A 14,692-nucleotide genomic window follows, 5' to 3' on the forward strand; every position below is an offset into this window, starting at 1 on the left:
CTTCCCTCCGCCGCCATCGGGTCAGTACCCTCGTCATCCCGAGGCCAATTCCGGCATATGCGGGAGACATTGGAGACGTCGATGGAACGACCCGCCTGGGCGCCGCAGGGCATCGATCTGTCCGTGCCGAGTGTTTCCCGTATGTATGACTTCTATCTCGGTGGTTCGCACAGCTTCGAGGTGGACCGGATCGCCGCCCGCGCGGCGATCGAGGCGTTTCCTGGACTCCCCAAAATCATGCAGACCAATCGCGCCTTTATGCGGCGCGCCGTGCGGTACGCCCTGTCCGCCGGCGTGACCCAGTTCCTCGACATCGGCTCGGGGATCCCCACCTTCGGCGCCGTCCACGAGGTCGCCCGCGCCGTGGACGATCGGGCCACGGTGGTCTATGTCGACAACGACCCGGTCGCCGTCGCCCACAGCCGCGCCGTGCTGGAGGGCCAGGACGGCACGGGCGTGGTCGCCGGCGACTTCCGCGACCCGGCCGCCATCCTGCGCAGCGAGCCGGTGCGCGCACTGATCGACTTCGACCGCCCGGTGGCCGTGCTGCTGGTGGCGCTGCTGCACTTCGTCGACGACGCCGACGAGCCGGTCGCGGCCGTGGCCCGGCTGCGCCGGGCCCTGGCTCCAGGGAGCCTGCTGGTGCTCAGCCACGCCTCCACCGACACCGGGCCCCGTACCGCCGAGCAGGGCGCCCGGATCGCCGAGGTCTACCGGCGCGGCGGCGCCTCCCTGACGCTGCGCTCGCGCGAGGCGATACTGCCGTTCTTCGACGGCTTCGACCTGCTGGCGCCGGGTCTGGTCGCGCTGCCCGACTGGTGCCCCGAGGAGCCGGTCGACGAGGACGATCCGGTGGTCTACACGGGCCTGGCCGGGGTGGGGCGCGCCGCGTGAGAACTCCGCAGGCCGGTCCGCCCGCCACCCCGCACGAGCCCAAACCACCCGCCGACGGGCTGCGCCGCTTCGCGCGCATCTGGTGCCGCGCCGTCTATCCGGCCACGGCCACCTCCCTCACCCGCCCCGAGTTCGAGGAGCTGCTGCTCGGACTGGCCGGCACCCTGGCCGACGCGCTGCGCGCCCGGCCCTTCGACCCGGCCCGCGGCCGCGAGGTCGGCGAGGCGCTGGTCGCCGCGCACTGCACGGACCCCGACTCGCTGCCCCGGATCCTGGGGGTGCTGGACGCCTATCTGCTGCTGTACTGCGCGGATGTCGCGGACCTGCCGGCGGATGAGGCCCGTATCCGCTGCACCCGGCTCCAGCACGCCATGGCGGCCGGCTTCTCCCGGGCGCTGCAGGCCCGTACCCGGCGCGAGCAGGAGGCGCTGTCGCAGGCCGCGATCACCGCCCAGCGGGAGATCGGGGCGGCGCTGCACGAGAGCGAGACGCGCTTTCGCACGGTGTTCTCCGAGGCGGGCCTGGGCATCGGCATCGCCGACATGGACGGGAACATCCTCAACGTCAACAGCGCCCTGACCCGGATGTTCGGCGGCTCCGAGTACCACGTGCGCAGCCGTAACGTCCTGGAGCTGGGCCACCCCGACGACGCCCCCGAGGTGTGGCGGATGCAGGGTGAGCTGATGCGCGGCGAGCGTGAGCACTTCCAGGCGGAGAAGCCGTACCACCGCTCGGACGGCACCGTGCTGTGGACCAATCTGACGGTCTCCCTGCTGCGCGACTCCGAGGGCCGGCCGCAGTACATGCTGGCGATGCTGGAGGACGTCACCGAGCGCCGGCTGTTCCAGCTGCGGCTGCGGTACCAGGCCACGCACGACGCGCTGACCGATCTGCCCAACCGGGCGCTGTTCTTCGAGCGGCTGGAGCAGGCGCTGTCGCCGGGCGCGACCGCCGCCCGGATCGGCCTGTGCTACCTGGACCTGGACGGTTTCAAGGCGGTCAACGACAGCCTGGGGCACGCGGTGGGTGACCAACTCCTGATCGCGGTGGCCGAACGGCTGCAGAGCCGGATCAGCGGTCCTGGCCGGCTGCTGGCGCGTATCGGTGGCGACGAGTTCGTGGCGCTGGTCATCGATCCGCCCTCGCCGGCCGCCGTCACCGAGGTGGCCGAACGGGCGCTGGCCGCGCTGTCGGCGCCGGTGGAGGTGGCCGGCCGGGAGCTGCTGGTACGGGCCAGCATCGGCGTGGTGGAGGGCGCCACCGGCGAGCTGAGCTCCTCGGAGATGCTGCGCAGCGCGGACATCACGATGTACCGGGCGAAGGCGCAGGGCGGCAACCGGTACGCGCTGGCCGACCCCGACCGGGACGCGCGGGCGATCAGCAGGCACCATCTGACCCACCATCTTCCGGCCGCGCTCAAGGGCAGCGAGTTCTTCATCGAGTACCAGCCGCTGATCACCATGAGTGACGGCTCGTTGGAGGGGGCGGAGGCGCTGGTGCGCTGGAGCCATCCGCGGCACGGGGTGCTCGGTCCTGACCGGTTCATCCCGCTGGCCGAGCACACCGGGCTGATCGTGCCGCTGGGCCGGTGGGTGCTGCGGGAGGCGGTGCGGCAGGCCTGCGAGTGGCAGGTGCGCGGCATCGGCGGGGCGCGCCCGCTGCGGGTGAACGTGAATCTGTCGCCGCGCCAGCTGCACCATCCGGAGTTGGTCGAGGACACGGTGGCGGTGCTGGAGGAGGCGGGGCTGCCGCCCAGCTCGCTGTGTCTGGAGGTGACCGAGTCCGCGATGGTCTCGGCGGACGACCAGGAGCTGAAGCCGCTGCGGCAGCTGGCGGAGCTGGGGGTCGGCATCGCGCTGGACGACTTCGGCACCGGGTACTCCAACCTGGCCAATCTGCGGTACCTGCCGGCCAGCACGCTCAAGCTGGACCGGTCCTTCACGCAGGGGCTCCAGCATCAGCCGGCCGATCCGGTGGATCTGAAGATCGTGGAGTCGATCGTCTCGCTGGCGCACACCCTTCAGCTGTCGGTGACGGTGGAGGGCGTGGAGACCCAGGCGCAGGCGCGGCAGTTGCGGGACCTGGGCTGTGATTCGGCGCAGGGCTGGTACTACGCGCGCCCCGGCCCGCCGGAGCGGCTGCCCGAGGCGGTCTGAGGGGGTCCGCCGGGCAGCCAGGGGCCGTGGCGGGGCCTCAGTCCCCGTGCTCGATGACCAGGCGGTGCGGTGTGCCGCGGTGCGGTGCGGGCAGCCGCAGCGGCTGTGCGCCCGGGGTCCAGGAGCCCAGGACAGCCGGGGCGCTCGCTCCGGTGGCGGAGGGCCGGGTACCGGGCAGGCCGTGGGCGCCGAGGAAGCCGAGCAGGGCGAACAGGTACGCCTCCTTGGCCTGGGCGGGCAGCCCGTGGTCGTCGCTGGTGCTGAGCACGGCCGGGGCGGCCGCGGCGCGGATGCGGTCCATCAGCACCGGGTTGCGGGCGCCGCCGCCGGACACGACCAGTTCGGTGAGGCGGTGGGTGCGGCAGGCCGTGCCCACCAGGCGGGCGGTCAGCTCGGTGAGGGTGGCCACCAGATCGTCGCCCGCCGGGTCGCCGGGTCGCAGCACGGAGGCCGGGTAGCCGGGGTGGAAGAGCTCCTTGCCGGTGGATTTGGGGGGCGGCAGCCGGTAGTAGGGCTCGGCCAGCAGCCGTTCCAGCAGTCCGGGGTGGACCCGGCCGCGGGCGGCCCGTGCTCCGCCGGTGTCCATCCGCTCCGCTCCACCGCTGTCGGCGGTGACCACCGCGTCGATCAGGGCGTTGGCCGGCCCCAGGTCGTACGCGATCACCTGCCGCGGCGCGCCGGCCGGGCCCGGCACGGTGATGTTGGCGATCCCGCCGAGGTTGAGCGCGCCGCGCCGGGCGCCGTCACCGAGCAGCCACAGGTCGTCCAGGAGGGACACCAGCGGGGCACCCTGGCCCCCCAGGGTGAGGTCGGCGGTGCGCAGGTCGGAGAGTACGGGCAGGGAGGTGGCGCGGGCGATCCAGGCGGCGGCGCCCAGTTGCAGGGTGCCCAGGGCCCGGCCCTCGTCCACCCAGTGGTAGACGGTCTGGCCGTGCGAGGTCACCAGGTCCGCGGTGCCGCCGGTCAGCTCCGTGTCGGCGCGGGCGGCCACCGCGCCGAAGAACTGGCCCAGTGCGGTGTCGAGGCGGCACACCTGGGCCAGGTCGGTGCGGGCGGGCGGCAGCACCGCGGCGATCAGGGCGCGCAGCGAGCCGGGGAACGGCTCGCTGTGCAGTCCCAGCGGGCGCAGGGCGATGGTGTGCGGGTCCAGGAAGCGCAGCCGGGCGGCGGCCACGTCCACGGCGTCGTGCGAGGTGCCGCTGAGCATGCCGAGTACGGTCTGCGGAGGGGCGGGTTCCATGGCGGTCATGGTGCCGGAAATCCGGTGCGGAGGGCACTCCGGCCGTCGGTAGGATTGACGGCAGTCGACCCGCTCATTTTCGTCACGTCCCGTGACCGATCCACCTCTCACCATTGGAGCATCCGAGGATGACCCGACACCTCATCACCAGTGCGCTGCCGTACATCAACGGGATCAAGCACCTGGGGAACATGGTCGGCTCGATGCTCCCGGCGGATGTGTACTCGCGCTATCTGCGGCAGCGCGGCCACGAGGTGCTGTACATCTGCGCCACCGACGAGCACGGCACCCCGGCGGAGCTGGCCGCCAAGACGGCGGGGCTGCCGGTGGCCGAGTTCTGTGCCCGCCAGCACGACGCGCAGAAGGCGGTGTACGACGGTTTCGGTCTGTCCTTCGACTACTTCGGCCGTACCTCCTCGGCGCAGAACATCGAGATCACCCAGCATTTCGCGCGGCAGCTGAAGGCCAACGGCTTCATCGAGGAGCGCTCCACCCGCCAGGTGTACTCGCTGGCGGACGAGCGCTTCCTGCCCGACCGCTACATCGTGGGGACCTGCCCGTTCTGCGGTTACGAGGCGGCCCGCGGCGACCAGTGCGAGAACTGCACCCGGGTGCTGGACCCCACCGATCTGCTCGACCCGCGCTCGGCGGTCTCCGGCAGCACCGAGCTGGAGATCCGTGAGACCACGCATCTGTTCCTGCTCCAGTCGAAGCTGGAGGGCGAGGTCGAGGCGTTCGTCGACGAGGCGGGCAAGGAGTGGCCGGTGCTGGCCTCCTCCATCGCCCGCAAGTGGCTGACCGAGGGGCTGCACGACCGGGCGATCACCCGCGACCTGGAGTGGGGGGTGCCGGTGCCGGCCGATGTGTGGCCGGAGCTGGCCGCCGAGGGCAAGGTCTTCTACGTCTGGTTCGACGCGCCGATCGGCTACATCGGTGCCACCAAGGAGTGGGCGGACGCGGCCGGGGACGGCGAGAGCCGCGACTGGCGCTCGTGGTGGTTCGGCACGGGTACGGGGGCGGACGCGGCCGGATCGGTGCGCTACACCGAGTTCATGGCCAAGGACAACGTGCCCTTCCACACGGTGATGTTCCCGGCCACCGAGCTGGGCACCCGGGAGCCGTGGAAGAAGGTCGACTACGTCAAGGCGTTCAACTGGCTGACGTACTACGGCGGCAAGTTCTCCACCTCGCAGAACCGCGGCATCTTCATCGACGACGCGCTGGAGCTGCTGCCCGCCGACTACTGGCGGTACTTCCTGATGGCGAGCGCCCCCGAGTCGGACGACGCCTCGTTCTCCTGGGAGCACTTCTCCGCGATCGTCAACAAGGACCTGGCGGACACCCTGGGCAACTTCGTCAACCGCGTGCTGACGTTCTCGCGCAAGCGGTTCGGCGACGAGGTGCCGGCCGGGCACGCGGCCGGTGAGGCCGAGGCCCGCCTGGGCGCGGAGGTGGCGCGGCTGCTGGCCGAGTACGAGGAGCACCTGGAGGCGCTCCAGTTCCGCAAGGCGACCTTCGCGCTGCGCGCCCTGTGGAGCGCGGGCAACTCCTACCTGGAGGAGAAGGCCCCCTGGCTGGAGATCAAGAGCGACCCGGAGGCGGCGGCGCTGACGCTGCGCACCGCGATGAACCTGATCCAGCTGTACGCGGTGGTCTCCGAGCCGGTCATCCCGGCCTCGGCCGCCGTGCTGCGCTCGGTGTTCGGTGTCGCGGACGCCGGTGGCTGGGTGACGCCCGAGCAGGCCACCGCTCTGGACACGATCACGGCGGGCACCGCGTTCACGGTGCCCCCGGTGCTGTTCGCCAAGATCACCGAGGACGATCTGGCGGGCTACCGGGAGCGCTTCGGCGGCGCCGAGGAGTAAGAGGGAGCCGCAGGCTTCACGCCCGGGCGCCGCCCGCCGGACCTTCCCCGGTCCGGCGGGCGGCGCCGTGCTGTACGGCGAATCTCGATCCGACCGGCCCGTGTGGGGGCCGTGCGGGAGGACCGCCGGGTCAGGGGCGTACGCCGGAGGGCTGGGGCCGTGCGTCGTCGGCCGGCCGGGGGCCGCGCGCGTCGATCAGATGCTGGATGAGGGTGACCAGGACCTGGGTTCCGGAGGCGGACTGCCGGGCGTCGCACAGCACGATGGGCACCTGCGGATTGAGGTCCATGGCGGCGCGGATCTCGGGGACGGCGTACCGGTGCGCGCCGTCGAACTCGTTGACGGCGATGACGAAGCCGACGCCGCGCCGCTCGAAGAAGTCCACCGCGGGGAAGCTCTCCTCCAGACGCCGGGTGTCGGCCAGCACCACGGCGCCCAGCGCGCCGTGGCACAGCTCGTTCCACATGAACCAGAACCGCTCCTGCCCCGGGGTGCCGAACAGGTACAGCACATGGTGGTTGTCCAGGGTGATCCGGCCGAAGTCCATGGCGACGGTGGTGGAGGTCTTGCGCTCGACACCCTCCAGATTGTCGGTGGCGGCGCTCACCTCGGTGAGGATCTCCTCGGTGCTGAGCGGCTCGATCTCGCTGACGGCACCCACGAAGGTGGTCTTGCCGACTCCGAATCCGCCCGCGATGAGGATCTTCACCGCCGTGGGGAAGGGGTCACAGCCGTTTGCGGAGTCCATGCAGGACCGCCTCCAACAGGTCTTTGTCCATGGGTTGATGGAGCGTCAGTTCGGGGGCCCGGGTGGTCACCGCGCCGCGTTCCAGCAGGTCGGACAGCAGCACCTTGGTGAGGGTGACGGGCAGCCGGACGTGTGCGGCGAGTTCGGCGACCGAGACGGGGCGGCGGCACAGCGCCAGCATCTGGTCATGCTCGGGCACCGCCGGGCCGCGCACGTCGGCGCCGGTGGCCCGTACCAGCGTCATCAGATCGAGCTCCGCGGCGGGCCTGGTGCGGCCACCCGTGGCGGTGAAGGGGCGCACCAGGGCGCCCGCGTCGTCGTCGAGCCAGGGCTCCGGTCGGGGTTCTGGCATCGGGTCACTGTCCCGCCGGCTGCCGGGGCGCGGTGCCCAGGGCCGGACGCACGCTCTTGACCAGCATGGCCATCTCGTAGCCGAGGACGGCCGGATCGGCCTCCCGGGCGGCGATGACGGCCAGGCAGGCGCCGGTGCCCGCGCTGGAGACGAACAGCAGCGTGTGTTCGATCTCCACGACGACCTGGCGTACCTCGCCGGGATCGCCGAAGCGGGCGCCGGCGCTGCGGGCGAGCCCGTACAGACCGGCGGCGAGGGCGGCCAGATGGTCGGCGCCGGACGATTCCAGGCCGTGGGCGGCGGTCACCAGCCCGTCGATGGACAGCAGCACGGCGCTGCGCGCGTGCGGCACCCGCTCGACGAGGCCGCTCAGCAGCCAGGACAGATCGGTCTCCGCCGGGCCCAGGGGCACTTCGCTCACCATGGTCGTGTCGTTCTCCTCGCGGGTCACTCGTGCTCGTCGGGGTTCTCGGCGAGGCTGGTGCCGCGCCGGAAGGCGGCCATCAGGCCGGGGTCCGGGTCGGGGTCCTGCTCGGCGTCGTGCCGGCGGCCGTGATCGTGGTCGTGGTCGCGTTCGGCGGCGAGCGAGGCGGCGAGCCCCGGCACGGGCGGGGTGATGTCGCGCAGTTGGGGTACCAGGTGCTGCTGGCGTCTGCGGCGCGGCAGCTGGGGCCGGACGGGGGGCGCGGTGCAGACGTTCGGCGCGGCGCGGGTGGTCACGGTGGTGGTGATCACGGGCTCGGCGGGGGTTCCCCGGTGGCGCGGCGGTCCCGGTACGAACTGGCCCTCGGACTCGTCGCCCAGCAGGTCCTCGGGGAGGACCAGAACGGCCTGGACGCCGCCGTAGATGTTGCTCTGGAGCTGGACGACGATGTCGTGGCGGCGGGCGAGGGTGGACACGACGAACAGACCGACCCGGCCGTCCTCCAGGAGTTCGGCGACGTCGAAGGGCTCGGCGCCGGCCAGCACGGCGTTCATCCGGCTCTGTTCGGCGTCGGTCATGCCCAGGCCGCGGTCCTCGACCTCGATGGCCAGGCCGGCGGTGACCCGCTGGACGCGCAGCAGGACACGGGTCTGCGGGGCGGAGTAGAGGGTGGCGTTCTCGACGAGTTCGGCGAGCAGGTGGATGACGTCGGCGACGGCGTGGCCGCGGACGGTGCCCTCGATCGGTGGCACCAGCTTGACCCGGGTGTACTGCTCGACCTCGGCGATGCACGAACGCAGCACCTCGGTGAGGGCCACCGGGCGGGTCCACTGGCGGCGGGAGACGGCACCGCCCAGAACCGCGAGGTTCTCGGCGTGCCGGCGGATGCGGGTGGCGAGGTGGTCGATGTGGAAGAGGCCCTTGAGCAGGTCGGGGTCCTCGACCTCGTGTTCCAGCTCGTCGAGGTGTTCGAGCTGGCGGTGGACGAAGTTCTGCATCCGGCGGGCGAGATTGACGAAGACCGCGATCTTCTCGTCGGTGCCGGGGGCCGCGCCGGGGGTGAGGGTGAGCGCGTGGGCGATGGCGGCCTCGGCGGCGTGCCGGTGGGCGTCGATCTCGTGGCCGAGGGCGGCCAGGCTGTCGGTACGCGGCCCGGAGCCCGGCCCGGTGCCGGTGGCGGCGGTGTCCCGGCGCCGGGCGGGGCGGGTGGGCAGGGCGGTGAGTTCGGCGCGGTGCCGGGCCAGCCGGCGCCCCAGGGCGGCGTGCCGGGCGGCCTGGATCTTCGCCTCGCCCACCGCGGTCGCGGCGGCCCCGGCGATGACGGCGCCGGCGCACAGGACGGCGGCCACCAGTAACGGGGCCGGGTGGGCGAGGCGCTGGACGGCGAGCACGGCGGCGGCGCCGAAGGCGGCCACCAGCGCGGCGGGCAGCACGGCCAGGCGCAGCAGTCGGCCCCGTGCGGGGTGGGGCCGTGGCGGGGCGGCGGGAGCGGCGAGGCCGCTTCCGGTGAGCGCCCGTTGGCTGCTGGGTTCGGGCATCGGGGTCCTTCGGATTCTCGTGGGCGGAGGATGGCCACCGCGAACGAGTGGCTCTGTGTGCCGGTGCCCACGCTAAGCGTCAACTGACCGCTGCCCGCCCCTGGTTTGAGCAATCGCCACCCCTCGCCAGCTCCCAATGAGTGAATACGCGGGGCGTGGGATTGACCCCCTGGGGGTGAAGGGTCGCTTCCCCCGCGCGCATCACGGTCGGGAAGCCGGTCCCGAGCGGGGGAAACGGGCCGGGTGGAAGGGGGCGCGCGGACCGGCGTGCGCCGGCCGGATGCCGCCCGCCGCCGGCCCCGGGCGACGGCGCGGTCCGTCAATCTCAGTCCGTCAGTCCCGAGACGCGCAGGGTGATGTTGAGACGTCCGGTCAGGCCGAGCGCGGGCGGGGCCGTGCCCGGATGGGTGCGCGGGACACCGTGGTACGCCGGGCGGGACGCGGCGCCGAAGACGAACGCGTCGCCGCTGCGCAGCTCCGTGTCGACCCAGGGCCGGCCCCTGCCGTGCGGGGTGCCGAAGCGGAAGACGCAGCTGTCGCCCAGGCTCAGCGAGACCACGGGGGCGGTCGAGCGTTCGTCGCTGTCGCGGTGCATGCCCATCCGGGCCTGCGCGTCGTAGAAGTTGATGAGGGCGATGTCGTACGGGGCCCCGGCCGCCGGCAGTGCGGCCTCGGCCACCGCCCGCTCCGCCAGCCGGCCCAGCTCGGCCGGGAACGGCTTCACCGGGGCGCCGTCACCGTCGACCACGGTGCGGGCGTAGCCGTAGGGATACCAGTGCCACCCCAGGCTCAGCTGGCGTACCGACATCTCCCCGCCGCGCGGCATGCGTACGGTGCGCAGTCCGGCGGGCGGCCTCGCCCAGCGGCGGCAGTCGGCCAGCAGGGCGCGCTGCTCGCCGGGGGTCAGCCAGCCGGGCAGATGCACGGCTCCGGGCGCGATCTCGGCCGGCGGGCGGCCGAACAGCTCGCCTTCCATCGGCCGCCGGGCCGCTACTTCTCGCGGATGACGATGAAGTCGGCCAGGTCCACGAGCTGTTCGCGTACGGTGTCCGGCATCCCGAGTCCGTCCAGGGCGCGCAGCGCGGTGTCGTGCTGGCGGCGGGCCTCGTCCGCGGTCCACCGCCGGCCGCCGGCCTCCTCGATGAGCGCGGCGCGGGCGGCGAACTCCGCCTCGTCGAAGTCCGCGAACTCCTCCTCGCTCTTCTTGGCGTCGGCGGTCAGCAGCGCGGTCAGCTGCCGGGCCGCGGCACCGTCGGCGGCCACGGCCGCGGCGACCGGCAGCGACTTCTTGCGCTGCCGCAGATCGCTCCAGGTCTGCTTGCCGGTGGCGGCCGGGTCGCCCCAGATGCCCAGCAGGTCGTCCACGGCCTGGAAGGCGAGGCCCAGATGGTGGCCGTAACACTCCAGCGCGTCGGCGGTGGTGTCGTCCGCGCCGCCGAGCACCGCGCCGATGGAGGCGGCGCAGGCGAGCAGGGCGCCGGTCTTGTTCCCCTCCATCTCCAGGCATTCGGCGACCGAGACGAACTCCCGGTGCTCGAAGGAGATGTCCTGGGCCTGCCCGTCGATGAGCTTGCGGGAGGCGACGGCCAGCCGGCGGGCGGCGCGCGCGGCGCCCTCTCCCCCGACCTCCAGCAGCACCTCGTGGGAGATGGCGAACAGCGCGTCGCCGACCAGGATGGCCTGGGCGGGGCCGTGCGCCTTCCAGACGGTGTCGCGGTGCCGGCGCTGCTCGTCGCCGTCCATCAGATCGTCGTGCAGCAGGGAGAAGTTGTGCACCAGCTCGACGGCGACGGCGCCGGGCACGCCGGTCTCCGGGGCGGCCCCGGCGGCCTCCGCGGACAGCAGGGCCAGTGCGGGGCGGACCGCCTTGCCGCCGTCGCTCGCGGACTCCTGACCGTGCGCGTCGATCCAGCCGAAGTGGTACGCGGCCACCGTGTTCATGGGCGGGGCCAGCCGGTCGACGGCGGCGCGCAGCGCGGGGGTGGTGAGGGTGCGCCCGCGTTCCAGCAGGGCGTTGACCGCGGTCTGACTCATGGGGTTCTGTTCTCCAGTACTGCGGATATCGCGGATGTGGCGGTGAGCGGGTGCCAGGCCCTCCTCGTGATGGACCCTCGCGGAGCGTTCCGCAGTGGCTCCGGCCGGCGGCCGGCGGATACCCCCCGGTGCAGCCTCGCTCGCCGGGCATCCGGCTTCGAGCGTACCTGGGGCCGGCCCGGGGCCGGTCCCGCTCGCCACGAGCGGGTCACGCCGCCGCGGCGCGGGCGGCGGCCAGTCCGCTGCGCACCGCGCCCTCCATGGTGGCGGGCCAGCCGGTGGCGGTCCAGGCGCCGGCCAGGAACAGCCCGCGGGCGCCGGTGACGGCGGGCGGGCGCAGCCGGGCGGTGCCGGGGGCCGGGGCGAAGGTGGCGGTGCGTTCGCGGGTGACGAAGAAGTCGCGTACCCCGGCGTGGGCGGCGCGCGGCAGCAGCCGCTCCAGTTCGGGGAGGTACCGCTTGCGCAGCACCTTGGCGGGCAGGTCGATCTCCTCGCCGGCCGCGGACTGGGAGAGCGCGAGGTACTGCCCCGAGGTGAGCCCGGAGGGCGCGGTGCGGTCGAAGACCCACTGCACGGGGCTGTCGAGCGCGGCGAGGAAGGGGACGCCCATGACCTGCCGGTCGTACACCACGTGGACGTTGAGGATCGGGGAGTCGGTGAGGGCGAGCAGCCGGTCGGGGTCGTGCAGCGCTCCGGACGGCAGCAGGCCGTGGGCCTCGCGCTGCGGCACGGCGAGGACCACGACATCGGCGGTCAGGGTGTGCGGGGCGTCGTCGCGGCCGGTCAGTCCGGCGCGCCAGCCGCCGCCCTCTTCGTCGCGGTGCAGGGTGCGGGCCTTGGTGGCGAGCAGCGTGCGTACCCCGGCGCGGTCCAGGGCGGCGGCGGCCAGGGTGTCGTGCAGCCGGCCCAGCGGTACCTCGGGGAGGCCGATGTCGGCGGCACCGGGCGTGGTGAGCAGTCCGGTGCGGAAGACCTTGGCGGCCAGGGCGAGGGAGACGTCGTGGGCGCGGGCGTTGAGGGTGGCGACGCCGACGAGGTCCCACAGCGCCGCGACGGTGGCCGCGTTCTGGCCGTGCCGGTGCAGCCAGTCGCCGAAGCTCTCGCCGTCCAGGGCGGGGTCGGCGGGGTCCAGGCGGCGCAGCGCGAGGGCGGCACGGCCCACCGAGGCGCGTTCGGCGAGGCCGAGGTGCGGGTAGCGGGCGAGGCCGCCGGCCAGGTGCAGGGGTACGGGGGCGGCGGTGCGGCGCAGCCGGCCGAGGCGGCGGGTGCCCGCGTGCAGGACCGGGACCTCCATGCGGCGTTGCACCGGTGCGAGCGCGGCGCCGCCCACACGGCGCAGGAACCCCTGGTAGGCGGTGCAGCAGCGCAGGTAGACGTGCTGGCCGTTGTCGACGGTCAGCGCTCCGGCGGGGCTGTCGCGGGTGAAGGAGAAGGCGAGTCCGCCGAGCCGGGGACGGGCTTCGGTGAGGGTGACGGTCATGCCGCGGTCGGCGAGCGCGAGCGCGGCGGTGGTGCCGGCCAGGCCGCCGCCGATGACCAGGGCGCTGGTCACGGGTGGGCCTGCCGGGCGATGCGGCGGGCGTCCATGCCGGTCAGTCCGCGTACCGCGACCAGGGCCTTCTCCGGTGCGGGCAGGGCAACGCGGCCGCGCAGGACGGCGGCGGGGTCCTCGGCGATGCGGTCCAGCAGGCGGTGGTAGATGCCGGCCATGGCGGCGACGCACGCGCCGGAGCGGCGGTCGAGCATGGGCAGCAGCTTGAATCCCTCGGCGAACAGTTCCCTGGCACGCTCGATCTGGAAGCGGACCAGGTTGGTGAAGTCGGCGCCGTGCGGCGGCGGGTACCGGCGCAGGTCCTCGGCCGTCTCGGGGCAGGCGAACTTGCGCAGGTCCTCGGCGGGCAGGTAGACGCGGCCGTTGCCGGCGTCCTCGCGCACGTCGCGCAGGATGTTGGTGAGCTGGAGCGCCAGGCCCAGGGTGTCCGCGTACTCGGGGGCCCGGGCCGCGCCGCGTACGCCGGGGACGGTGCCGAAGACGCCGAGCGAGAGCCGGCCGATGGCGCCGGCCACGCAGCGGCAGTAGAACCGCAGGTCGTCCCAGTTCTCGTAGGTGTGACCGCGGACGTCCATCAGAACGCCGTCGATGAGTTCGTCGAGGCCGCCGAGCGGGATGGGAAAGGTCCGGGAGGCGTGCGCGAGGGCAAGCGCGACCGGGTCGGTGGCGTCGTCGGGGACGCTGCCGGAGCGGACCCGCTCCAGCAGGTCGCGGCACTCCAGCAGCCGGGTCCGCTTGGTCTCCGGGTCCAGGGTGCCGTCGCCGATGTCGTCGACGCGGCGGGCGAACGCGTACAGGGCCGACAGGGCGCGGCGCTGCGCGGTGGGCAGCAGCCGGATGCCGTAGGCGAAGTTTCTCGCCTGCTGCCCGGTGATGGTCTCGCAGTAGTGGTAGGAGGCCAGTACGGCGGAGGGCAGGGGCGGGCGGTGTCTCACGCGGTCTTCACGGGTTACTACCCTCACGTCCCTCGTCGCAGTGTCGTTCCCGCCGCGTACAGCAGGCCGCTCTTGGTGGGTTTCGGCGCGGATGCCAGGACGTCGTAGCCGGCGTCGGCGATGGCCTGGGCCGCCGCCCTGCCGCCGCCGACGAATCCGGCGAGCAGCAGCCGCAGCCGCCCGTGGACGCTGCCCACCAGGGGGGCGCCCTCATCGAGCAGCCTACGTGCCCGTTCGGTCGCACAGGCGACCAGGGTGCGTACCGAGGCGCCGGCGGTGGGGGCGGCGAGGTCGGCCTCGGTGACGTGGAAGCGCCGCATGTCCTCCTGCGGGAGGTAGATGCGGTCGCGGGCGAGGTCCTCGGCGACGTCCTGGAGGTGCTCGATGAGCTGGAGTGCGGTGCAGATGGCGTCGGAGCGGCGGATGCGTTCGGGGGTGGCGGTGCCGGTGATGCCCAGGACCAGCCGCCCCACGGGGTTCGCGGAGTAGGTGCAGTAGTCGAGCAGCTGCGCGTGATCGGCGTAGCGGCTGACGCGCTGGTCGATCCGGTTGGCCTCGATGAGGTCGAGGAAGGGCCGCTCGGTGAGACCGGTGCGGCGCACGGTGGGGATGAGGGTGCGCAGCAGGGGGTGGCGGGGCGGTGGCCCGCCGTGGGCGGTGGCGAAGACGCGGTGCAGATCGGCTTCGAGGGCGTCCAGCATGGGCAGCGGCTCGTCGGCCTGCCCGGGGTCCACGCCGAGGGCGCGGGCGTCGGCGCCGCCGGGGGCGAGGTCGCGGTCGCCGATGTCGTCGACGAGGCGGGCGTAGCCGTAGACCGCCATCAGGTCCTCGCGCCAGGCCCGGGGGACGAAGGCGGGGGCCACGGGGAAGTTCTCGTGCGCGGCTTTGGAGAGGACCGCGTGGGTGGCCGCGTCGGTGGCCTTGGCCGTCGTCATATCCGTCTTTCTACCGTGG

13 protein-coding genes are annotated in these 14,692 nt (G+C 73.4%); 3 read left to right on the forward strand and 10 right to left on the reverse strand.

Annotated features, from left to right (window positions below; translation table 11 throughout):
- Positions 1 to 81 precede the first annotated feature (81 nt).
- Both H7827_RS02370 and H7827_RS02375 read left to right on the forward strand, forming a co-directional pair.
- Positions 82 to 894, forward strand: a complete 813-nt coding sequence (locus H7827_RS02370; protein ID WP_432742254.1) for an SAM-dependent methyltransferase — start codon at positions 82 to 84, stop codon at positions 892 to 894.
- Positions 891 to 3,050, forward strand: a complete 2,160-nt coding sequence (locus H7827_RS02375; protein WP_432742256.1) for a putative bifunctional diguanylate cyclase/phosphodiesterase — start codon at positions 891 to 893, stop codon at positions 3,048 to 3,050. Before H7827_RS02370 ends, H7827_RS02375 begins: the two co-directional genes overlap by 4 nt.
- Positions 3,051 to 3,087: 37 nt before the next feature.
- Here H7827_RS02375 and H7827_RS02380 read toward each other — a convergent pair whose 3' ends face one another.
- Positions 3,088 to 4,299, reverse strand: a complete 1,212-nt coding sequence (locus H7827_RS02380; RefSeq protein WP_432742258.1) for an anhydro-N-acetylmuramic acid kinase — start codon at positions 4,297 to 4,299, stop codon at positions 3,088 to 3,090.
- A 119-nt stretch (positions 4,300 to 4,418) separates the two neighbouring features.
- Here H7827_RS02380 and metG point away from each other — a divergent pair, with 119 nt between their 5' ends.
- Entirely contained in the window at positions 4,419 to 6,155 is a 1,737-nt protein-coding gene (gene metG, locus H7827_RS02385; RefSeq protein ID WP_432742260.1) for a methionine--tRNA ligase, read from the forward strand.
- Positions 6,156 to 6,285: 130 nt separating this feature from the next.
- On the opposite strand, the gene H7827_RS02390 is transcribed toward metG, so the two are convergent.
- The 9 genes from H7827_RS02390 to hpnC all read right to left on the reverse strand — a co-directional run bounded on the left by H7827_RS02390 (position 6,286) and on the right by hpnC (position 14,673).
- Positions 6,286 to 6,903, reverse strand: a complete 618-nt coding sequence (locus tag H7827_RS02390) for a GTP-binding protein (protein WP_386540054.1) — start codon at positions 6,901 to 6,903, stop codon at positions 6,286 to 6,288.
- Positions 6,881 to 7,255, reverse strand: coding sequence for a DUF742 domain-containing protein (locus tag H7827_RS02395; protein WP_432742262.1), 375 nt, complete (start codon positions 7,253 to 7,255; stop codon positions 6,881 to 6,883). The genes H7827_RS02390 and H7827_RS02395 overlap by 23 nt, the downstream gene beginning before the upstream one ends.
- A gap of 4 nt (positions 7,256 to 7,259) precedes the next feature.
- Positions 7,260 to 7,679 carry a roadblock/LC7 domain-containing protein gene (locus tag H7827_RS02400; RefSeq protein ID WP_432747921.1) on the reverse strand — a complete coding sequence of 140 codons (420 nt, stop codon included), beginning with the start codon at positions 7,677 to 7,679 and terminating at the stop codon, positions 7,260 to 7,262.
- A gap of 23 nt (positions 7,680 to 7,702) precedes the next feature.
- A complete protein-coding gene (locus tag H7827_RS02405; protein ID WP_432742264.1) occupies positions 7,703 to 9,217 on the reverse strand; it encodes a sensor histidine kinase in 1,515 nt (504 codons plus the stop codon).
- Positions 9,218 to 9,542: 325 nt separating this feature from the next.
- Entirely contained in the window at positions 9,543 to 10,193 is a 651-nt protein-coding gene (locus H7827_RS02410) for an alpha-ketoglutarate-dependent dioxygenase AlkB family protein (protein ID WP_432742266.1), read from the reverse strand.
- A 14-nt stretch (positions 10,194 to 10,207) separates the two neighbouring features.
- Entirely contained in the window at positions 10,208 to 11,251 is a 1,044-nt protein-coding gene (locus H7827_RS02415; RefSeq protein WP_432742268.1) for a polyprenyl synthetase family protein, read from the reverse strand.
- A gap of 208 nt (positions 11,252 to 11,459) precedes the next feature.
- On the reverse strand, positions 11,460 to 12,803 hold the full coding sequence (gene hpnE / locus H7827_RS02420) for a hydroxysqualene dehydroxylase HpnE (protein ID WP_432742270.1): 1,344 nt from the start codon (positions 12,801 to 12,803) through the stop codon (positions 11,460 to 11,462).
- Positions 12,800 to 13,738: a presqualene diphosphate synthase HpnD gene (hpnD, locus tag H7827_RS02425; protein WP_432742272.1), complete on the reverse strand. Its 939-nt coding sequence runs from the start codon at positions 13,736 to 13,738 to the stop codon at positions 12,800 to 12,802. Before hpnD ends, hpnE begins: the two co-directional genes overlap by 4 nt.
- A gap of 23 nt (positions 13,739 to 13,761) precedes the next feature.
- Positions 13,762 to 14,673 (reverse strand): squalene synthase HpnC, encoded by a 912-nt coding sequence (gene hpnC, locus H7827_RS02430; RefSeq protein ID WP_432742274.1) that lies wholly within the window; start codon positions 14,671 to 14,673, stop codon positions 13,762 to 13,764.
- Positions 14,674 to 14,692: the final 19 nt, after the last annotated feature.

It is taken from the genome of Streptomyces sp. JH002 (assembly GCF_050916115.1).
In the GTDB taxonomy this organism is placed as follows: domain Bacteria; phylum Actinomycetota; class Actinomycetes; order Streptomycetales; family Streptomycetaceae; genus Streptomyces; species Streptomyces xiamenensis.